The following is a 20,482-nucleotide window of genomic DNA, read 5'->3' as shown; positions in this document are numbered from 1 at the left end:
TTCGTTTTATGCAGAGTTAACCCAATCCTCACACCGGCGGATGGAAATGGCTGGCCTCGCGGGTAGCCATCTCCTCGTAGGTGGCCCACTTCTGCCACGCCACTTGTTGCGCCACCTGCATCAGCCGGTCGGCCTCCTCCGGATGGCTCTGGGCCAGCACCCGATAACGGGTCTCCTCCTGCCGGTATTCAGCAAGGGGAATGGAGGGGCGCAAGCTGTCGAGACTGAAGGGGTTCTGCCCCGCGCTGCGCAATACCGGGTTGTAGCGCATCAGCGGCCAGTGACCGGAGGCGACGGCGCGTTTTTGCTGGGTCAGGCCAAACTCCATATCGATACCGTGGGCGATGCAGTGGCTGTAGGCGATGATAAGCGACGGGCCCGGATAGGCCTCCGCCTCACGCAAGGCCTGCAGCGCCTGCTGCGGGTTGGCACCAAAGGCGATACGGGCAACATAGACATTGCCGTAGGAGATGGCCTGCAAGGCTACATCCTTCTTGGCCAGCGTCTTGCCCCCCGCCGCAAACTTGGCGACGGCACCGAGCGGGGTCGATTTCGACATCTGACCGCCGGTGTTGGAGTAGACCTCGGTATCCATCACCAGCACGTTCACATCGCGGCCGGAGGCGAGCACATGATCGAGCCCCGCCGAGCCGATGTCATAGGCCCAGCCATCGCCGCCGATAATCCAGACCGAGCGGCGCACCAGCTGATCGATGAGTGACAGCAGCTCGCGGGCCTTGCCGGATTTCACCTCTTCCAGCCGCTCCCGCACTTGCGCGACCCGGTTGCGCTGGGCGCGGATCTCCGACTCCAGCCGCTGCGGGGCGTTGATAAGCGACTCGACCAGCGCCTCCCCCAGCTCCCCCTTCATCGCTTCAAGGGCCGCCACCGCCTGACCGTGATGCTGATCGGCGGTGAGACGAAAACCAAAGCCAAACTCGGCGTTGTCCTCAAACAGGGAGTTGGACCAGGCCGGCCCCTTCCCTTCGCCATTCTTGGCCCACGGGGTGGTCGGCAGGTTGCCGCCATAGATGGAGGAGCAACCGGTGGCGTTGGCCACCAGCATGCGATCGCCAAACAGCTGGGTCAGCAGCTTGAGATAGGGGGTCTCGCCACAGCCGGCGCAAGCGCCGGAGAACTCGAACAGGGGTTCGAGGAACTGGGCACCACGCACCGTGGAGAAGTCCACCCGTTCGCGGGCAGGCCACGGCAGACTCTCGAACCAGCGCAGTGCCTGCTTCTGACCAGCCAGATGCGGAGCCTTGTCCATCATGGCGATGGCGCGCTCACCTTCATGGCTCTCATCCGCTCCGGCCCGCACCGGACAGGCCTGCACGCACTGACCGCAGCCGGTGCAATCTTCCGGATAGAGTTGCAGGGTGTAGCGGCTGTCGGGGAAGCCCTTGGCGGTGACGGGCACCGACTGCGCTGCCTCGGGGGCGGTCGCCAGCCAATCCTGATGGTAGAACTTGGCCCGCAGCGCCGCGTGGGGGCAGACAAAGACGCAGTTGCCGCACTGGATGCAGATATCGGAGTGCCAGATCGGGATCTCGCGGGCGATATCCCGTTTCTCGAAGCGGCTGGTGGCGGTGGGGTAAGTGCCATCCACCGGCAGCATGGAGACGGGGATCAGATCGCCGCGCCCTGCCAGCATCTCGCCGGTCACCCGCTGGACAAACTCGCTGCCACCCGGCGCCAATGGCAGCGGATAGTCGCTGATCTGCTCCTCACCGGCCGGGATGGCCACCTGATGGAGGTGGGCCAGGGTGTCGTCCACCGCCGCGAAGTTGCGCTCGACCACTTCGGGCCCCTTGCGGGCATAGCTCTTCTCGATGCTCTCCTTGATCAGCGCAATCGCTTCGTCCCGCGGCAAGATGCCAGCCAACGCGAAGAAGCAGGTCTGCATGATGGTGTTGATGCGATTGCCCATACCGTTGCGTTCGGCCACCCGATCCCCATCAATGCAGTAGAGGCGGATATCGAGGGCACGGATGCGGGCACGCAGTCGCTCGGGCAGCTCGGCCCAGACACGGTCAGGCTCATAGGGAGCATTGAGCAGCAGGGTCGCCCCTTCGGCGGCGTGCTCCAGCAGATCGACCGATTCGACAAAACCCCACTGGTGGCAACCGATAAAGCTCGCCTGCTCGATAAGCCAGGGGGCGTCGATGGGCTCGGGGCCAAAGCGCAGGTGGGAGACGGTGCGCGAGCCCGACTTTTTGGAGTCGTAGACGAAGTAGCCCTGGGCGTGGAACCCCTCCAACTCGCCGATGATCTTGATGCTGTTCTTGTTGGCACCGACAGTGCCGTCGGCACCAAGGCCGAAGAAGAGCGCCCGCACCCGGCTGGCGGGCTCCAGATCGCCGATGGGGTGCCAGGCCAGACTGAGGCCCGACACATCATCGACAATCCCCACGGTAAAGCGGGGGCGCGGCGCATCGGATGCCAGCTCCTCGAACACCGCCGCGCACATGGCGGGGGTGAACTCTTTGGAGGAGAGGCCGTAACGGCCGCCACTGAGCCACGGCAACCGCTTGATAAGGCCGCGCTGCAAGCCGTCGATCAGCGCGCTCTGCACATCCAGCAGCAGCGGCTCGCCACCGGCGCCCGGCTCCTTGGTGCGATCCAGCACCGCCATGCGCCGCACGCTCTCGGGCAACGCATCGAGCAGCGCCTGTACCGGGAAGGGGCGATAGAGGCGAATGACCAGTACCCCGGTCTTGCGATCCTGCCGGTTGAGCCAATCCACTGTGGTGCGGGCGGTGGCCGCCCCCGAGCCCATCAGCACGATGACATCGGTGGCATCGGGCGCGCCGTGATACTCCACCAGCCGGTAGTGGCGGCCAGTCAGCTCGCCGAGATTGTCCATGCACTGCTGCACCCGCGCCGGTACCGCCTCGTAGAAGGGGTTGACGCTTTCGCGGGACTGGAAATAGGTATCCGGGTTCTGGGCGGTGCCACGCATCACCGGATGATCCGGGTTGAGGGCCCGCGCACGGTGGGCCCGCACCCAGTCGTTGTCGATCAGCGCGCGAATTTCATCTTTATGCAGCGCGATGATCTTGTTCACCTCGTGGGAGGTGCGAAAGCCGTCGAAGAAGTGGATAAAGGGCACCCGGCACTGTAGGGTGACGCTATGGGCAACCAAGGCCAGGTCCTGCGCCTCCTGCACCGAGCCGGAGGCAAGCATGGCAAAGCCGGTGCTGCGCGCCGCCATCACGTCCTGATGGTCGCCAAAAATCGACAGCCCCTGCGCCGCCAGCGAACGGGCCGCCACATGGAACACCGCCGAGGTCAGCTCACCGGCGATCTTGTACATGTTGGGCAGCATCAGCATCAACCCCTGGCTGGCGGTGAAGGTGGTGGCGAGCGCCCCCGCCTGCAGGGCGCCGTGTACCGTGCCGGCCGCCCCCCCTTCACTCTGCATCTCCACCACTGTGGGGATGTTGCCCCACAGGTTGGTCTGCCCCTCTGCCGCCCAAGCATCGGCCAGTTCGGCCATAGTCGAGCTCGGGGTAATGGGGTAGATGGCACACACTTCACTCAGCTGGTAGGCCACCCGGGCCGCGGCTTCGTTACCGTCGACCATGATCAGTTCATGTTTCATAGGGACTCCTCCGGTTGGCGCAGCTCGATGGCGTGACAAGGGCACTGATCATGACAGGCACCGCAGCCGGTGCAGCGCTCGGCATCCACCTGATAGCCTTTGCCCGGCCCCAGCTTGGCTATGGCCTGCTCGGGGCAACTGCCATAGCAGCCGTCGCACTCGAAGCAGTTGCCGCAGGAGTAGCAGCGCGCCGCCTCGTAGCGGGCGGCCACCTCATCCAGCCCGCCGATGATCTCGCCAAAGTCATCCCGCGCCCACGCCGGTTTGACCGGCTGACTGCTGGCGGGCGCGTAGGTCTGGAACCAGAGTTGCAACTGCTCCGGCCCCACCAGCGGGTAGGAGAGCGGTTTGTGGTAGTGGCGACCGCGCAGCCAGGCATCCATATGGCGTGCCGCCTTCTTGCCGTGGCCGGTGGCAATGGTAACGGTGCGCTCGGAGGGCACCATGTCGCCGCCCGCAAATAGCCCCGGCACATCCGTCATCAGGTTGCCCGCCACCTGTACGACCCCCTCCTTGTTGACCCGCACGCCGGGAATACTCTCCAGCACGCTCAAGTCCACCTCTTGGCCCAGCGCCAGAATAAGGGAGTCCGCTTCGAGGGTTTCAAACTTGCCGGTGGGCACCGGCTTGCCCTCGGCATCCAGCGCCATCACCTCCACTTCGATATTGGTGCTATCGAGCTGGCGGATAGTGCGCAGCCAGTTGATCTTGATCCCCTCCTCCTCGGCCTCGTCGGCTTCAAAGGCGTGGGCCGGCATATGGTCCCGGTCGCGGCGGTAGATGATCATTGCCTCTTCAACGCCCAAACGGCGGGCGGTACGGGCCGCATCCATAGCGGTATTGCCACCCCCATAAATCGCTACCCGCCGTCCCAGTTTGGGGGGCGGCAAGCCCTGCTCTTCGGCCAGACTGGCCTGCTCTAGGAAACTCACCGCATCGAGGATCTTGCCCGCTTCCCGGGCCGGAATATCGACCCGCTTGGCCAGATGGGCGCCGATGGCCATAAAGACGGCGTCAAAGCCCCCCTCGTCGCGCTCGCGCAGCACATCCTCCACCTTGTGGTTGAGGGTCAGCGTCACTCCGGCCGCCACGATACGGGCTACCTCCCGATCCAGCACATCGCGGGGCAAACGGTAGGCGGGAATACCGAAACGCAGCATGCCGCCAGCAAGCGGCCCCGCTTCGCGGATCTCCACCTGATGGCCGAGCCGGTTGAGGTGCCAGGCGCAGGAGAGACCGGAGGGGCCAGCGCCAATTACCAGCACCTTCTTGCCGCTGGCAGGGGCAGGTGGCGCAGGCTGCCAGCCACGGGCCAGCGCCTCGTCGCCGAGGAAACGCTCGATGGCATGGATGGAGACGGATTCATCCACCTGCCCGCGATTGCAGGCGCTCTCGCAGGGGTGATAACAGACCCGGCCATGAATGGCGGGCAAAGGGTTCTCTTCGATCAGGGTCTGCCAGGCCGCCTCAAAACGGCCGGCCTGCGCCAAAGAGAGCCAGGCCTGGATATTTTCTCCAGCCGGGCAGGCGTGATTGCAGGGTGGCAGGGCCGGCCGCCAGACGGGTAGCCGGGTACGCACCGGGCCTGTTCCCGTTTTCAGGGAGAGATCCGGCAATGGGGTCATGTCCAGTTGTTTGCTCATACATTGCTTTCTTCTTTTTGTGTGACAGGCCCCACCCGATGGCGCTTGATACCGTGTAGCCGAAGCGGACGGTGGCCGGATGGGGAAGAAGCGAAAGCGTTAGAAACTGGGAACTGAGTCGATAATGGCCGCTTTTTTGTACTGATTAGCGAATCAGGATCAAAAAATGTTGCATTTTATGGTTCATAGAGACCAGAACGTGACTCAAGTAACATCTTCTCCAGCTGACCGCTGGCTTTCAGTTTGGCGAGCCCCCGATTGAAGGTTTTGATCAGCTCGTCAGCGTTGGCACGCTTGCGGCTGATCAGCAGGTGACCCTCAACTTTCATCACGGGTTTTGAATGGGTTGCAAAGAGATCGACCGTGCTGGCCGGGTAGAACTGACGCAGGGAGTAGTAGCCGACATCGATGTTCTCCAGGGTCAGGTCGGCGCGGCCGGAAAGCAGCAGATCAAAGCTCTGGCGCAGCCGGGTGACGAACTGCACCTGCAGCGGCACCTGCGCGATGGCTGCAAAAAAATCTGCATTGTAGGTATAGCCACTGACCGCAGCCAACTTGCGATCCGCCAGATCCTGATAGCCACGCCATTCCAGCGGATCTGACTTGAGATAGAACCAGACGTAGGTCTCGCTCAGGATGGGATCGCTGTAGAGATGGGTTTTGTGCCGCTCGCTCGACTCATACCAGTGGACAGTGCCATCCACCACCCCCTCCTCCGACAAGCGAAAGGCCCGCTTCCAGGGAAGAAACTGGAACTTGACGCTCACCCCTTCACTCTTGAATGCCTCGCTCACTATATGGGGGATCAGCCCCTGATATTTCAGCGTCTCGGAGCAGTAAGGGGGATACTCTCCCGTGGTCAGGGTCAGCTCCTGCGCCCAGAGCCCTTGGCAAAAAAGGCTCCCCGCCAGCAACCAGCTTATGTTCATCCCGATGCCCTCTTGTTCTGTTTTCCCAACTATAGACCGCCCCTTGAAAGGATTGCCGGATCGCCGGGGAACCGTTATGTTCCCCTTTTTCCAGGCGATCGCGCCGCGTCACAAGGATATGAAGATGCCCAGGCTAGACAGCATTCACCTCTACCCCATCAAATCGACTGCAGGTATGCCGCTGGCTCGCGCCCGGGTGACCGAAGAGGGACTGGCAGGGGATCGCCGCTACATGGTGGTCAAACCGGACGGCACCTTTATCACCGCCCGAACCCATCCCCAACTGCAACAGGTCGTGGCTACCCCCATCGAAGGTAGCTTGCAACTGCGCTATCCGGGCTTTGAACCGCTCACCCTGCAAGAGACTGACTTCAGCCGCACCCCGCAAGCTACCGGAGTCTGGAGCGACCGTTTCACCGCCCTGCACACCGACCCCAAAGCCGGTGGGTGGCTAAGCCGGGTGGCAGGGGAGACGGTGCAACTGCTCTGGCTGGGTGAAACCTCTGATCGCTTTCGTGAAAAGACCGGCACCCGGGTCAGCTTTGCCGACGGTTATCCGCTACTGCTGATAAGCCAGGCTTCCCTTGAGGATCTCAATCTGCGCTCCGATGCGCTGCACCAGATGAGTCAATTTCGCACCAATCTGGTGGCAAGCGGCACCCGCCCCTTCGAAGAGGACAACTGGGTGCGCATCCGCATCGGCGAGGTGGAGTTTCAGGTGGTCAAGCCCTGCAGCCGCTGCATCATGACCACAGTGGAAGCGGGCACCGATCGTTTCAACGCCCTGAAAGAGCCGCTGGCGACCCTCACCCGCTACCGCCGTGGCGAGGATGGCGAGGTCTACTTCGGCCAGAATCTGGTGGCGCTGAACGAAGGGTGGATTGAGGCGGGCAGCGAGATCGAGGTGCTGGAGACGACGCGACCACCTGTCTACCCCAACGCCGCACCGAAGAAGCGGGAGCTGGTCTGCGTGGCCCGCGAACCGCTGGCGCGGGATCTGGAGACCTTCTGGTTCGAAGCCGCCGATGGCGAGCCCCTGCCCGACTACCTGCCGGGCCAGCATCTGCCCATCAGCCTCGATATCAAAAACGAGCGGGTTCAGCGGCGCTATACTCTGAGTTCTACGCCGGATCACCCGGAGCGTTATGGCATCAGCGTCAAGAAGGTGGAGGGTGGCCGCATCTCCCACTGGCTGCACCAGCAACTGCAGGTGGGCGACCGGCTGCTGTCCGCCAACCCCGCTGGCGAGTTTCACTTAGGGTCCGAGCGCAACCTCCTGTTGCTCTCCGCAGGCTCCGGCGTCACCCCCATGCTGGCGATAGCCCGCACCCTGGCGCTACGCGAGGAGCTGGAAGAGGTTCACTTTATGCACCTGTGCCGCAGCGAAGCGGACATTCCCGCCGCCAGCGAACTGCACGCCATGGCGCAGCAGGGCATGACCCTCACCATTATCCTGAGCCAGCCGGACAATCACTGGCAGGGGCTGCAAGGGCGGCTCAATGATGAGCATCTGCAACTGGTCAAAGGGTTGGCCGAAAAAGAGGTCTTTATCTGCGGCCCCCACGGCTTTATGGCCGATGCAGCCGCCAAAGTGGCAGCCCTCGGCGTTCCGGCCGCGCGTATTAAACAGGAGAGTTTTGGCGGCGCGATTCTCTCGGTGGCTCGCCCCCATCAGGCAGTACAACTGCGTATCGGCGCTCAAGCCTTTACCGGCAACAATCAGGGCACAGTGCTGGATCAGGCCAACAAGCAAGGTGTAGAGCTGCCATGGAGCTGCCGCGCTGGCATCTGCGGCAGTTGCAAACAGACACTGATCTCGGGCGAGGTGGATCACCCCGACGCCCCCGCCATCACCGCCGCCGAGCTGGCCGAGGGCAAGATCCTTGCCTGCTGCGCCGTGCCGCTCACCGACCTTGAAATCCTATGATCGGGTGATCGGGCCGCATTAACTCACGCCACCCCAGATGACCGGGGAATTGACCCCGGTCATCTTTATCCACACTTGTTCACCTGATCCGCCCTTAATTTGTCCCTACCGCCTTCATCTGTAAGTTTCCCTTCCTATACTCTCAGAGCAAAAAGCCTTGCCAGCCATTGACTTGGCGATGCTCCATACGACACTCAGCCATAGGGAAAGAACGCCCATACCATGGAACAGAACAAGCCCGCCTTTCAGCTCAACCTGCTGCTATCCGTCATCACCCTGATCCTGCTGTCACTGGTGTTTTTCGCCTACAGCTGGGCGGGTAAACAACTGGAAGAGAGTTATCGACAACAATATGTCTCCTACCTGCTGGCCGACGAACTGCGCCAATCCTCCGATGATCTGACCCGACTCGGTCGCACCTATGTCATCACCAAGGATCCAGCCTACGAACAGCAGTACATGCGGATCCTGGCCATTCGCAACGGCGAACAGCCGAGACCGGATGGCTACAACCGTATCTACTGGGACTTTGTCGCCGCCAACGGCCAGAATCCCCGCCCCGACAGCAATGTTCGCCGTGGCCTGATCGACCTGATGAAGGATGCCGGTTTCACCGACAGTGAGCTCGCCAAACTGAACGAGGCCAAAAACAACTCGGATGCCCTGGTCAACACCGAGGTCGCCGCCTTCAAGCTGGTGCAGCAGACCGATGGCGATCCGGTTGCCAACCAGCAAAAAGCCATCGCCATGATGCATGACAAGGCCTATCACCAGAACAAGGGGCGCATCATGTCCCCCATCGATGACTTCTACGTGATGATGGAGCAGCGCAACCACGAGGCAGTCGAGAGCGCCATCGCCAATACCGACATGCTGCGCTATCTCTTTATCGCCCTCGGTCTGGTGTTGATGTTCTTCCTCTGGCGCACCTATCGCTCCCTGCTCGATCTGGTGGGCACCTCGGTCGAGCAGCTCAAGACCGATCTCCATATGATGGCGGAAGGGGACTTCTCGCGCCCCATCAAGGTGCCGCCAGGATCGAAAGAGAGCCTGATCGGTCTACTCGGCGGTATGCAGACCACCCTCAAGGGGATCATCGCCAAGGTCTCCCACTCCACCGAGGAGCTGTCCCACTCTGCCGACAGCATCGCCCAAATTGCCGAGCAGACCGCCCAGTTTGCTACCGATCAGCAAACCAGCACCCAGACCATGGCCGCCGCCATCGAGGAGCTGGTGGTGAGCATCAGTCACCTCTCCGACAACGCCACTCATGCCGACGAGCTGAGCAAGGTCTCAGCCAATACCCTGGAGGAGGGGTCAGGGGTCATTAAAGAGACGCTCGGCAGCATCGAGAATATCTCCACCACAGTGGGGGATGCGGCCAGCACCATCTCCGAGCTCAACGGCCATACCCAGCAGATTTCGGAGATCATCGGGGTGATCCGCGGCATCGCCGATCAGACCAACCTGCTGGCCCTCAACGCGGCCATCGAGGCGGCGCGGGCCGGTGAACAGGGTCGCGGCTTTGCGGTGGTGGCCGACGAGGTGCGCAATCTGGCCAGCCGCTCGGCGGCCTCAACCCAGCAGATCACCGGGATGATCAGCAAGATCCAGAGCGGGGCGGATGCCTCCATCCGCAGCATGGAGAACACGGTCAACAACGTCTCTCGCGGGGTCACGCTGGCTAACCAGACCGGCGAGGCGATCGCCAGCATCCAGAGCCACGCCTCCAACCTCACCGGCCTGATGGGGGAGATCAGCCACACCCTGCGCGAGCAGTCCACCGCCGCCAACGAGGTAGTCTCCACCGTCGGCAACATCACCTCTCTCTCCGAGCAATCGGGGGATGCCGCCCGTCACGTATCTCAAGAGGCGGCCAAGCTCAAGCAGCTGTCACGGGTGCTGCGCCAGGAGATGGGGCACTTCAAACTTTAAAAATGCTGCAAAGCAAAACGGCTGCCCGAAGGCAGCCGTTTTTTATGCGGGGTTATCCCCCGTCATTCAGCATCTATCAACCACGCAGGGCGGCGATGCGCTGCTCGATGGGCGGGTGGCTCATGAACAGCTCGCTCATGGAGCGCTTGCCGTTGATACCAAAGGCCATCATGGAGCCTTCCAGCTGCGGCTCGGCACCGCGGGAGAGGCGCTCAAGGGCGGCAATCATCTTGTCGCGACCGGCCAGCTTGGCGGCACCGGCATCGGCACGGAACTCACGCTGACGGCTGAACCACATGACGATGATGGAGGCCAGAATGCCGAACAGCATCTCCAGCACGAACACGGTGATCATGTAGGCAAAACCGCCGGTACTGCTGCTCTCTTCCTCGTTGTTGGAGCTGAAGAAGTTGCTGATGACGCCAGCCACGATCCGGGCGAAGAACATCACGAAGGTGTTCACTACCCCCTGGATCAGGGTCAGGGTCACCATGTCGCCATTGGCCACGTGGCTCACCTCGTGGGCCAGTACCGCTTCCGCCTCGTCACGGCTCATGCTGTAGAGCAGGCCGGAGGAGACCGCCACCAGCGAATCATCGCGGCGGGCGCCGGTTGCAAAGGCGTTCATCTCGGGAGAGTCGTAGATCCCCACTTCCGGCATCTTGATACCCGCTTCGCGGGCCTGACGGGCCACAGTGCTCACCAGCCAGTGCTCGGTCTCGTTACGGGGTTGCTCGATGACCTGGACGCCATAGCTGCGCTTGGCCATCCACTTGGACATCAGCAAGGAGATAAAGGAACCCCCAAAACCGAACACGGCACAGAACACCAACAGCCCGGAAATGCTGGACTTGTTGATCCCCAGAACCGAGAACAGGATATTGAGTACCACCCCCAGCACCAGCATGACGGCCAGGTTGGTCACCAGGAATAGCATAATTCGCTTCATATAGACTCCTTGTGAAGATAAGGGACATGACCGGGGATCACTCGGGATCCCCACCTGATCATGTTAATGTCGACATTCTAGGGAGATTCGATGAATGTTCGCTGAATATGCCGTCAAAGTAGCGGCGAGATATCGAGACGCCCCTGCAAATCGGCTTCAAGTGGATTGTTTATAAACGGAATTTCGCCGAGGAAGGGAGCTGGCAGCAAGCCTCTCAGGGTGTCCAGATTTTCCTGATAATGGCTCATGGAACCATGGAGCCGATTAATTACCCACCCCGCCACCGGCAGCTGATCATTGCGAATGGCGGCAAAGGTGAGCAACGCATGGTTGAGGCAACCCAGCTTGGCCCCCACTACCATGATCACCGCCATGTTCTCCTGCTTGACCCAGTCCGACAGCAGATGCTTGCGATCGAGCGGCAAATACCAGCCCCCCGCCCCTTCCACTACCGCCAGTTCGGCCCCAGCCTGTTCAATCTTGCGTAGCCCCTCGCTCAACCCCTGCATGGTGATAGGCTGGCGCGCCTCGCTGGCGGCGATGTGGGGCGCAATCGGCGGCTCATAGGCGAACGGATTGACCACCTCATAGGGCAGCGGCAGACTCGCCGCCTCCTGCAACAGAACGGCATCCAGGTTGCGCAGCCCGTCCGGAGTGCGAGCACATCCGGCCGAGACCGGCTTGTAACCCGCGCACTTGATTCCCTGTGCGCTGAATTCGCGCAGCAGGGTGCGCGCCACCAGCGTCTTGCCCACATCGGTATCGGTGCCGGTGATAAAGAATGATTTCATACGGTTCTCTCCTTGGCAGGGCCCGTTGACTACCCTGCACACAATGCGATTCCCGGCGCTCAGCGAGGCTTGCTGAGGCGGCCGAGGCACACCCGATAACTGGCGACCAGCCTGCCATCGGGCTGGCGAAACACCTCATACGCCTGCGCCAGCTGCTGCAATCTGGCGCGACCACTCAGACCGGCCGGGGCGGCACTCCCCTGATTGTCATTGATCTGATTGGCCCCAATCCCCTTGAGATCGCGCAACAACTGCGGCAATTCAAGATAGGCGAGATCCCAGGTGATACAACGCAGCTCGGGAGCAGATACCCCGGCGCTAGCCAGCGCCTGCTCCAATTGTGGCAGGCTGAGGAAGCGATTGACATGGGCGCGACCATCAAGCTGCTGCCAAGCGGCTCGCAACTGCCAGAGCGACTCATCGAGCAGGGTCGAGAAAAAGATCTGGCCGCCCGGTTTGACCACCCGCAGCAACTCGCCAAAAGCCTGGGCCGGACGCTCGCACCACTGCAACGCCAGACTGGAGAAAACCCAGTCGAACGCGCTGTCGGCGAAAGGAAGCTGCTCCGCATCACCGCAGAGCAGGCGGGCGCCGCTGCCACGCAAGGCGGCCTGCGCCAGCATGCCGGGGGCGAGATCCAGCCCCACCAGCTGGTGACAACGGTTCGCCAGCTGGGGTAAGAAAAAGCCGGTGCCGCAGCCCAGATCCAGCCCGCTCACCGTCAGATCAGTGCCAACCAGCCTGTCTGGCATCCATTCCAACAGCGCCTGACCCACCTCCTGTTGAAAGCGGGCGTGGGCATCGTAATGACGAGCGGCGGCGCCAAAACGGCGAGCAAGCTGCGCCTTGTCGACCGTTTGAAAACGCTCAGCCATAGTGAGCCTCCCCAAGCGTTGTAACTGCAGGGCAGACCCCCAAGGCATCGAGCAGGCGCTCCACATCCTGCTCGCGGTGAGCCGCGCTCAGGGTAATGCGCAGCCGGGCCGTACCGACTGGCACCGTTGGCGGGCGGATGGCGCTCACCCAGACGCCGCGTTCCCGCAGCCGTTCTGCCAGTTGCAGGGCAACACTGCTCTCCCCCACCAGCAGCGGCTGGATCGGGGTATCGCTCGCGCCAAGCTGCCAACCCTGATCCTTTGCCCCTTGCCGGAAGCGAGCGATCAGCTGGCCAAGATGGGCGCGGGACTCATCAGCCGCGCGCACCAGTTCGATGCTCTTGCTCACCGCGCAAGCCTGCGCGGCGGGCATATGGGTGCTGTAGACATAGTGGCGAGCGAAGTTGACCAGATACTCCACCAGCTCGCGGCTGCCGCCGACAAAGGCGCCAGCGACGCCAAGCGCCTTGCCAAAGGTGCCCATCTGGATATGCACGTTGGCAGGATTTACTCCCTGCGCCGCCAGGGTGCCGCGCCCCTCAGGCCCCAGCACACCGAGGCCGTGGGCATCGTCGATCATCAGCCAGTTGCCGCTCCGGGCGGCGAGGATTGCGAGCTCACCCCAGGGGGCCTGATCCCCGTCCATGCTGAACACCCCTTCCGAAACAATCAGTCCGCGATTTGGCTCAAGCTGCCGTTCAAGGGCCGCCATATCGTTGTGGGCAAAGCGCTTCATCTTGCAGGGGAGCTGGCTGCCCATCTCCTGCAAAGAGGCGTGGTTGAGTTTGTCCTGCCACAGCAGATGCTCCTTGCCAAGCAGCGCTTTGAGCACCGCCTGATTGGCCGAAAAGCCGCAGTTGAACAGCAGTACCGCCTCCACCCCGAGCCACTCGGCCAGGGTCTCCTCAAGCTGTTGGTGGGCACGACTGTAACCGGTCACCAGCGGTGAGGCGCCGGAGCCCGTGCCATAGCACTCAACCCCCGCGTTGAAGGCGGCCTTGATGGCGGGATGATCAGCCAGGCCCAGATAGTCGTTGGCGGAAAAGTTGAGGTAGTCGCGCCCTGCAACCCTGAGCCGCCCGCCACTCGCCCCGTCGGTCGCGATGCGGTTGCGCAGCAGACCCACCTGCTCGCGCTCGGCCAGCGCCGTGCCCAACACAAAGGGGCCCGTTACTGCAGGGCCGTTCATGGCTGCGCGGCCCCGGCTCGGGGACGGGTGGCGTCATAAAACATCTCGGTGGGCTCGCTCTGGCGACTCACCTCGGCCAGCAGCTCCTCTTCTTGAACCTGATCAGGTTTCTGGGCCCGCTGGGCGGGGCGAATACCGAGCCGCTTGAACAGCTGCATGTCGCTGTTCTCGTCCGGGTTGGGGGTGGTCAGCAACTTGCAGCCATAGAAAATGGAGTTGGCTCCCGCCATAAAGCACATGGCCTGCATCTGCTCGTTCATCTTCTCCCGCCCGGCGGAGAGGCGCACATGGGAGGCGGGCATCATGATCCGTGCCACCGCGATGGTGCGGATAAATTCGAACGGATCGAGGTTCTCCTGATCCTCCAGCGGCGTGCCCTTCACCTTGACCAGCATATTGATTGGCACGCTCTCCGGGTGGCGCGGCAGGTTGGCGAGCGCCATCAGCAGGCCCGCCCGGTCTTTCGCCTGTTCGCCCATGCCGACGATGCCGCCGGAGCAGACCTTCATGCCCGCGCCACGCACATGATCCAGCGTATCGAGCCGATCCTGATAGGTGCGGGTAGAGATGATCTCGCCGTAAAACTCCGGCGAGGTGTCGAGGTTGTGGTTGTAGTAATCAAGCCCCGCAGCCCCCAGACGCGCCGCCTGATCGGCGGTGAGCATCCCCAGCGTCATGCAGGTCTCCATCCCTAGTCCCCGCACCTCCTCGATCATCCGGATGATGTAGGGCATGTCCTTCTCTTTGGGATTGCGCCAGGCGGCCCCCATGCAGAAACGGGACGAGCCGTTGGCCTTGGCTTCGCGGGCCCGCTCCAGCACCTTCTCCACCTCCATCAGCCGCTCGGCTTCGAGCCCGGTGTGGTAACGGGCGCTCTGGGGGCAGTATTTGCAATCCTCCGGGCAGGCGCCGGTCTTGATGGAGAGCAAAGTACTCACCTGCACTTCATTCGGGTCAAAGTGAGCGCGGTGGACAGTCTGAGCCTGAAACAGCAGATCGTTGAACGGCAGGGCAAACAGAGCCTGAACCTCGGCGAGGGTCCAGTCATTGCGAAGGGCGTGACCGCCCGCGGTGAGAGCATTCATACATGGCTTCCGGTTGTTATTAGTGGGATCCTGCGCCCGCCATCTTGGGATGGACAGCCACAAAACCCGTCGCCAGGCCCGCGCGCTCAGGGTGATGCGCAGTGCCAAGTGGCTGAAATTGTTGGCTAGTGTAGAGAGCCCGCGTAGACTGTCAACACCGACCAGATCAAACCAATTGACAACAGAACAATAAATGACCAACCAAGAATTTGACCTGCACCATGTGTGGCACCCCTACACCTCTCTCACTCACCCCCTGCCCTGCTATGAAGTGGCCAGCGCCAAAGGGGTGAAGATCAGCCTCAGCGATGGCCGTGAACTGGTGGATGGCATGAGCTCCTGGTGGGCTTGCGTGCACGGCTATCAGGTGCCGGAGTTGGACGCCGCCGCCACCGCCCAGCTCGGCAAGATGTCCCACGTGATGTTTGGCGGCCTCACCCACGCCCCGGCGGTCGAGCTCTGCCGCAAGCTGGTGGAGATCACTCCAAAGGGGCTTGATCGGGTATTTCTGGCCGATTCCGGCTCGGTGGCAGTGGAAGTGGCGCTCAAGATGGCGCAGCAGTACTGGCACGCCAAAGGGACGCCCAGAGCCAAATTTGTCGCCCTGCGCAGCGGCTATCACGGCGACACCTTTGGCGCCATGAGCGTCTGCGATCCCGATGGCGGCATGCACGAGCTCTACAAGGGGTTTCTGCCGGAACACTATTTTGTCGATGCGCCGAGCTGTCGCTTCCACGCCGAGTGGGACGAGCAGTGCGTGGTGGAGCTGGCGACACTCATGGCCGATCATCACGAGGAGATTGCCGCCATTGTGCTCGAACCCATAGTGCAGGGCGCTGGCGGCATGCGTTTCTATCACCCCCGCTACTTACAGTGGGTACGCGCCATGTGCGACGAGTTCGGCGTGCTGCTGATTGCCGACGAGATTGCCACCGGCTTTGGCCGCACCGGCCAGCTGTTTGCCTGCGACTGGGCGGGGATCAGCCCCGACATCATGTGTCTGGGCAAGGCGCTCACCGGCGGCTACCTCACCCTCTCGGCGACCCTGACCACCGAGCATGTCGCCCGTACCATCTGTGACGGCAAGGCGGGGGTCTTTATGCACGGCCCCACCTTTATGGGCAATCCCCTCGCCTGCGCGGTGGCCAACGCCTCCATCGATCTGCTGCTGGCCTCACCGTGGCAGGAGCGGGTGCGAGCCATCGAGCATCAGCTGCGTACCGAGCTGGTAGAGCTGACCCAGCACCCGGCGGTCACGGATGTGCGGGTGCTCGGTGCCATCGGGGTGGTGGAGATGAAGGAACGGGTGGATGTGGCGCGCATCCAGCGCAAGTTTGTCGAACTGGGCGCCTGGATCCGCCCCTTTGGCAAGCTGGTCTACCTGATGCCCCCCTTCGTCATCACCCCTGAAGAGCTGCGGGTATTGACCGGCGCCATCCGTCAGGCCATCACCGAGGGCGAGTTTTAATGCATGCAGCGGGCGGCCATCGCAGCCGCCCGTTTGACTACCGGCATTTGATATATAAAAAGGGCAACTTTATCCACTTCAGTGCAGTTTCACTTGCCGTAATGTGAGCAAAACACCAGACCTGAGGCCCCAAGAGGGGTAAACTGCTGCGGTTTTACCATCAAGAAAGACTGCTCATGCGCCTCTCCATTGCTGCCAAAATCAACTTTTTCCTGCTCTTCATCTTCTCCATGGTACTGGTCTTCTCCGCAGCCTATCAGGCGGTGCGCGAGCGCGATCTCATCCTGACCCTCATCAAGGAGCAGAGCCGCGAGCAGACCGAAGCCTATTTCGACGGCCTCAACATGCTGATGCTGACCGGCAAGATGGATGCCCGCGATACCCTGCGCGGCAAATTTCTCGACCATGCCCATGTGGAGGATGCCCGCATCGTCCGTGGCGACGCGGTGAGCAAACAGTTCGGGCCGGGACGAGAGACAGAGCAGGTAAAAGATGAGTTTGATGAGCTGGCTCTGGCGGGCAAAGGGAGCCTGGTGGTGGTGCACAACGGCATGCACAGCCGTCTGGTGGTCACTCGACCGCTGCTGGCCAAGAAGGATTTTCGCGGCACCGACTGCACCAGCTGTCATCTGGTACCGGAGAACACCGTGCTTGGTGCGGTGCGCTTTGACTACTCCCTCGATTCGCTGTTTACCCGGGTCGAGCAGAATATCCTCACCTCGGCGCTGATCCTCACCGGCATCTTCGGGGTGGGACTGCTGCTGACCCTCTGGGTCATCCGCACCTGGATCGTGCGCCCCCTCAACCAGTTGACCCGTTCCATGGAAGAGGCCACCGACCTGCACGACTTCGGCCACCGGCTGGAGGGGGATGACGGCGACGAGATTGGCCGGGTGGCGGTGGCCTACAACCAGATGCTCGACAGTGTGGAGCGACAGCTCGGCAAGCGCACCAAGGCCAGCAGGCAGGAACCGGATCAGCCCCGCTGAGGCGGGCGCTTAACCGACGTAGTAAAAGAGCAAGCTGGCGATCAGCACCAATAGCAGGATGGCCAGATTGACATGCCGGGAGTCATCCTGACGGCGGCTGCGCTTGCGCTCCAGCAGCAACACCGCCAGCGTCAGGGCGCAGCAGCTCCAGAGCCCGTAGACCAGCCAGGGGGTAAGGGCCGGGTCCCAATAATCGCGCACCTCGATCCCGCCATAGACCAGAAAACCGTAGGCAATTTCAGGGCGGGCATAGTGGTAAAGGGAGAGCAGCACGATAAAGCCACCCCAGCAGAGCATCACCAGCCCCTGCAACACCCGTGTCAGCCAATCTGGCCCATGCCGCCGATCTTTCACCCACCTCTCCTGCGCCCGTGACACTCTTGTTGAGTGAACCATGCCGAAAACCCCACCAGAGTCCGACATTTTTGCTTGTTTATCAAACCCGCGCGGGTAAGATTGACGGCTTAGTCTGCCATGGTGGGCCATCTGTGCCCGGGCCAGACTCCCTAGTGTTGCAAATAGCGCTGCAAGAACAAGCTGGAGACAATATTTCGATGACGCACGCATCCGTAGTAGATGTGCTGGCCGGTAAGTATCCGGTCGGCACCACCCAAACTGTCAAAGGGTGGATCCGGACTCGCCGTGATTCCAAGGCGGGGATCTCATTTTTGGCCATTTCCGATGGCTCCTGTTTCCATCCGGTACAGGCAGTTGTCCCCAATACCCTGGCCAATTACGAGAATGAAGTGCTGCGTCTGACCACTGCCTGCTCCGTGGAAGTGACCGGCGTGGTTGCCGCCTCTCAGGGCAGCGGCCAGGCTTTCGAACTGCAGGCGACCGAGGTGAAGGTAGTCGGCTGGGTCGAAGATCCGGATACCTACCCGATGGCCGCCAAGCGCCACAGCATCGAATACCTGCGTGAACAGGCCCACCTGCGCCCGCGCACCAACATCGTTGGCGCCGTGACCCGCGTTCGTCACTGCCTGGCGCAAGCCATCCACCGCTTCTTCCACGAAGAGGGTTTCCTCTGGGTTGCGACCCCGCTCATCACCGCCTCTGACACCGAAGGTGCCGGCGAGATGTTCCGCGTCTCCACTCTGGACATGGAAAACCTGCCGCGCACCGACGCCGGCAAGGTGGACTACAACGAAGATTTCTTCGGCAAAGAAGCTTTCCTGACCGTATCCGGCCAGCTGAACGCCGAAACCTATGCCTGCGCACTCTCCAAGGTCTACACCTTCGGCCCGACCTTCCGCGCTGAAAACTCCAACACCAGCCGCCACCTGGCCGAGTTCTGGATGGTTGAGCCGGAAGTGGCCTTCAACGATCTGGAAGATAACGCCGCACTGGCCGAAGCCATGCTGAAGTATGTCTTCAACGCCGTACTGACCGAGCGTCGCGACGATCTGGAGTTCTTCGCCCAGCACGTGGACAAGGATGCCATCGGCCGTCTGGAGCGTTTCGTCTCCTCCGACTTCGCCCAGATCGACTACACCGACGCCATCGAAGTGCTGAAAAACTGCGGCAAGAAGTTCGAATTCCCGGTCTCCTGGGGTATCGATCTCTCCTCCGAACACGAGCGCTATCTGGCCGAGGAGCACTTCAAGTCTCCGGTGGTGGTGAAGAACTACCCGAAAGATATCAAAGCCTTCTACATGCGCCTCAACGACGACGGCAAGACCGTTGCCGCGATGGACGTACTGGCACCGGGCATCGGCGAGATTATCGGTGGTTCCCAGCGTGAAGAGCGTCTGGACGTGCTGGATGCCCGTCTGGCCGAGATGGGCCTGAACAAGGAAGATTACTGGTGGTACCGCGACCTGCGTCGCTTCGGTACCGTGCCGCACTCCGGCTTCGGTCTGGGCTTCGAGCGTCTGGTGGTATACGTGACCGGCATGGGCAACGTCCGCGACGTGATCCCGTTCCCGCGTACTCCGCGTACCGCCGAGTTCTGATCAGCGGCATCTTGCCACTGCATTGCAAAAGCCGACCTGTGGGTCGGCTTTTTTATTGTCACCGTTATGGGTGATACTCAGGATCAATCGGCACAAGGAACTCGTCGCCTATGGGATATCGCCTGCTGCTCTCGCTCCTGCTGTCCTGCATGCCTGTTCAACTGTGGGCCGAGCCTGTTCGTCTGACCACCCTGGAGTGGCCCCCCTACACCAGCCAGAGCCTGCCCGATGGCGGCCTCACCGGCCATATCGTCAAACGCGCCTTTGCCGAAGCAGGACTGGAGGTGACGTTCGACTTCTATCCTTGGCAGCGGGCGGTACGGCTGGCGGCCGACCCGACCCAGCCTTATAGCGGCTATTTTCCCGAGTACCTCTCCGACACCCTGCCGACCCTGTGGCGCAGCTCAGCCAGCGTAGGCGACAGTGTGCTGGGTATGGCGCAGCGCTCAGGCCCCCCCATCCCCTGGCAGCAGCTCACGGATCTCGCCCCCTATCGGATCGGCGTGGTGGAAGGGTACGTCAACACCCGTGAATTCGATGCCCTGATGGCCAACAAGCGCCTCAACACTGCCGCCGTCGATTCCGACCTGCTCAACCTGCGCAAATTGCAGCGCGACCGGCTCGATCTGGCGGTGATCGACCGGGATGTCTTTCACTGGCTCATCAACCATGATCGCAAGCTGAGCAGCGCCAGATTGCAATTTCACCCGAAGATCCTCGAACACAAGAGCCTGCACATCATGTTTCGTCCCGATCAGCAGGCGTTGCAGCAACAGTTGGCACAGGCCATTGCCAGACTCGATATTGCCAAGCTGAGCGAGGATTATCAGCGCCGCCATCTGCAACAAGCACCCGCGGCCAAGTGAGCAGACCCGACGAAGTCTGCCCTTGCTGGCAAAAATAGCCTGAGCGCTGGCTTTTTCACCCTCTTCTGCTGCAATCGAGCCCTTTTTATGCCCCTCCCCTGCAGCCCTGTTGCCGCTCTGTTCTACCGCCATGACCACCCGATGGCTTGGCCCCGAGTGATACCACTTGGTGACAGAAATGATGTTTTTGTTAGTACGTGGTTTTTAAGTGGTTTAATCAAAAATTCATCGAGTTATTGAAGTAACTCAATTTTTTCACTTTTTCAGGGGAGCAGAA

General features: G+C 61.7%; 15 protein-coding genes. 6 read left to right on the top strand and 9 right to left on the bottom strand.

Annotated features, from left to right (window positions below; translation table 11 throughout):
• Positions 1–28: 28 nt before the first annotated feature.
• From nifJ to OKC43_RS17310, 3 genes are all read right to left on the bottom strand, one after another.
• A complete protein-coding gene (nifJ, locus tag OKC43_RS17320) occupies positions 29–3,604 on the bottom strand; it encodes a pyruvate:ferredoxin (flavodoxin) oxidoreductase (protein ID WP_270660478.1) in 3,576 nt (1,191 codons plus the stop codon).
• A complete protein-coding gene (locus OKC43_RS17315; RefSeq protein ID WP_257124646.1) occupies positions 3,601–5,247 on the bottom strand; it encodes an NAD(P)-binding protein in 1,647 nt (548 codons plus the stop codon). The genes nifJ and OKC43_RS17315 overlap by 4 nt, the downstream gene beginning before the upstream one ends.
• 176 nt (positions 5,248–5,423) lie before the next feature.
• A complete protein-coding gene (locus OKC43_RS17310) occupies positions 5,424–6,176 on the bottom strand; it encodes a substrate-binding periplasmic protein (protein ID WP_270804040.1) in 753 nt (250 codons plus the stop codon).
• A gap of 76 nt (positions 6,177–6,252) precedes the next feature.
• Between OKC43_RS17310 and OKC43_RS17305 the strand changes: the two genes are divergently transcribed.
• Both OKC43_RS17305 and OKC43_RS17300 read left to right on the top strand, forming a co-directional pair.
• Positions 6,253–8,103, top strand: a complete 1,851-nt coding sequence (locus tag OKC43_RS17305) for an MOSC N-terminal beta barrel domain-containing protein (protein WP_270804039.1) — start codon at positions 6,253–6,255, stop codon at positions 8,101–8,103.
• Positions 8,104–8,325: 222 nt separating this feature from the next.
• Positions 8,326–10,038, top strand: a complete 1,713-nt coding sequence (locus OKC43_RS17300; protein ID WP_270804038.1) for a methyl-accepting chemotaxis protein — start codon at positions 8,326–8,328, stop codon at positions 10,036–10,038.
• Between the two features lie 76 nt (positions 10,039–10,114).
• Here the strand turns inward: OKC43_RS17300 and htpX are convergent, their stop codons facing one another.
• The 5 genes from htpX to bioB form a co-directional block, all read right to left on the bottom strand.
• On the bottom strand, positions 10,115–10,987 hold the full coding sequence (gene htpX, locus OKC43_RS17295) for a protease HtpX (protein ID WP_005337890.1): 873 nt from the start codon (positions 10,985–10,987) through the stop codon (positions 10,115–10,117).
• A 113-nt stretch (positions 10,988–11,100) separates the two neighbouring features.
• Entirely contained in the window at positions 11,101–11,778 is a 678-nt protein-coding gene (gene bioD, locus OKC43_RS17290) for a dethiobiotin synthase (protein ID WP_005337893.1), read from the bottom strand.
• A gap of 59 nt (positions 11,779–11,837) precedes the next feature.
• Positions 11,838–12,653 carry a malonyl-ACP O-methyltransferase BioC gene (gene bioC / locus OKC43_RS17285; protein ID WP_257124643.1) on the bottom strand — a complete coding sequence of 272 codons (816 nt, stop codon included), beginning with the start codon at positions 12,651–12,653 and terminating at the stop codon, positions 11,838–11,840.
• Positions 12,646–13,842, bottom strand: coding sequence for an 8-amino-7-oxononanoate synthase (gene bioF, locus OKC43_RS17280; protein ID WP_270660477.1), 1,197 nt, complete (start codon positions 13,840–13,842; stop codon positions 12,646–12,648). Before bioF ends, bioC begins: the two co-directional genes overlap by 8 nt.
• Positions 13,839–14,927: a biotin synthase BioB gene (bioB, locus tag OKC43_RS17275; RefSeq protein WP_270660476.1), complete on the bottom strand. Its 1,089-nt coding sequence runs from the start codon at positions 14,925–14,927 to the stop codon at positions 13,839–13,841. The genes bioF and bioB overlap by 4 nt, the downstream gene beginning before the upstream one ends.
• Positions 14,928–15,120: 193 nt before the next feature.
• Between bioB and bioA the strand changes: the two genes are divergently transcribed.
• Together bioA and OKC43_RS17265 are read left to right on the top strand one after the other, a co-directional pair.
• A complete protein-coding gene (gene bioA / locus OKC43_RS17270; RefSeq protein ID WP_270660475.1) occupies positions 15,121–16,395 on the top strand; it encodes an adenosylmethionine--8-amino-7-oxononanoate transaminase in 1,275 nt (424 codons plus the stop codon).
• A 176-nt stretch (positions 16,396–16,571) separates the two neighbouring features.
• Complete coding sequence (locus tag OKC43_RS17265) at positions 16,572–17,384, top strand: HAMP domain-containing protein (RefSeq protein ID WP_270660474.1); 813 nt, start codon at positions 16,572–16,574, stop codon at positions 17,382–17,384.
• A 9-nt stretch (positions 17,385–17,393) separates the two neighbouring features.
• Here OKC43_RS17265 and OKC43_RS17260 read toward each other — a convergent pair whose 3' ends face one another.
• A complete protein-coding gene (locus OKC43_RS17260) occupies positions 17,394–17,738 on the bottom strand; it encodes a hypothetical protein (RefSeq protein ID WP_005359354.1) in 345 nt (114 codons plus the stop codon).
• 200 nt (positions 17,739–17,938) lie between these two features.
• Between OKC43_RS17260 and asnS the strand changes: the two genes are divergently transcribed.
• Both asnS and OKC43_RS17250 read left to right on the top strand, forming a co-directional pair.
• Positions 17,939–19,339, top strand: coding sequence for an asparagine--tRNA ligase (gene asnS, locus OKC43_RS17255; RefSeq protein WP_043818544.1), 1,401 nt, complete (start codon positions 17,939–17,941; stop codon positions 19,337–19,339).
• A gap of 110 nt (positions 19,340–19,449) precedes the next feature.
• Positions 19,450–20,205 carry a substrate-binding periplasmic protein gene (locus tag OKC43_RS17250; protein WP_270804037.1) on the top strand — a complete coding sequence of 252 codons (756 nt, stop codon included), beginning with the start codon at positions 19,450–19,452 and terminating at the stop codon, positions 20,203–20,205.
• The last annotated feature ends 277 nt before the right edge of the window (positions 20,206–20,482 follow it).

The sequence above is a fragment of the Aeromonas sp. Y289-2 genome (assembly GCF_027705925.1).
GTDB classification, from domain to species: Bacteria; Pseudomonadota; Gammaproteobacteria; order Enterobacterales; family Aeromonadaceae; genus Aeromonas; species Aeromonas veronii.
This window is presented reverse-complemented; position numbering and strand designations above follow the sequence as displayed.

Bases quoted from the DNA above. Each gene is read 5' to 3' on its own strand.
- bioD (WP_005337893.1), bottom strand. From the start codon at position 11,778: ATGAAATCATTCTTTATCACCGGCACCGATACCGATGTGGGCAAGACG.
- asnS (WP_043818544.1), top strand. From the start codon at position 17,939: ATGACGCACGCATCCGTAGTAGATGTGCTGGCCGGTAAGTATCCGGTC.
- OKC43_RS17310 (WP_270804040.1), bottom strand. From the start codon at position 6,176: ATGAACATAAGCTGGTTGCTGGCGGGGAGCCTTTTTTGCCAAGGGCTC.
- htpX (WP_005337890.1), bottom strand. From the start codon at position 10,987: ATGAAGCGAATTATGCTATTCCTGGTGACCAACCTGGCCGTCATGCTG.
- bioA (WP_270660475.1), top strand. From the start codon at position 15,121: ATGACCAACCAAGAATTTGACCTGCACCATGTGTGGCACCCCTACACC.
- nifJ (WP_270660478.1), bottom strand. From the start codon at position 3,604: ATGAAACATGAACTGATCATGGTCGACGGTAACGAAGCCGCGGCCCGG.
- OKC43_RS17265 (WP_270660474.1), top strand. From the start codon at position 16,572: ATGCGCCTCTCCATTGCTGCCAAAATCAACTTTTTCCTGCTCTTCATC.
- OKC43_RS17305 (WP_270804039.1), top strand. From the start codon at position 6,253: ATGTTCCCCTTTTTCCAGGCGATCGCGCCGCGTCACAAGGATATGAAG.
- bioC (WP_257124643.1), bottom strand. From the start codon at position 12,653: ATGGCTGAGCGTTTTCAAACGGTCGACAAGGCGCAGCTTGCTCGCCGT.
- OKC43_RS17250 (WP_270804037.1), top strand. From the start codon at position 19,450: ATGGGATATCGCCTGCTGCTCTCGCTCCTGCTGTCCTGCATGCCTGTT.
- bioB (WP_270660476.1), bottom strand. From the start codon at position 14,927: ATGAATGCTCTCACCGCGGGCGGTCACGCCCTTCGCAATGACTGGACC.
- bioF (WP_270660477.1), bottom strand. From the start codon at position 13,842: ATGAACGGCCCTGCAGTAACGGGCCCCTTTGTGTTGGGCACGGCGCTG.
- OKC43_RS17300 (WP_270804038.1), top strand. From the start codon at position 8,326: ATGGAACAGAACAAGCCCGCCTTTCAGCTCAACCTGCTGCTATCCGTC.
- OKC43_RS17315 (WP_257124646.1), bottom strand. From the start codon at position 5,247: ATGAGCAAACAACTGGACATGACCCCATTGCCGGATCTCTCCCTGAAA.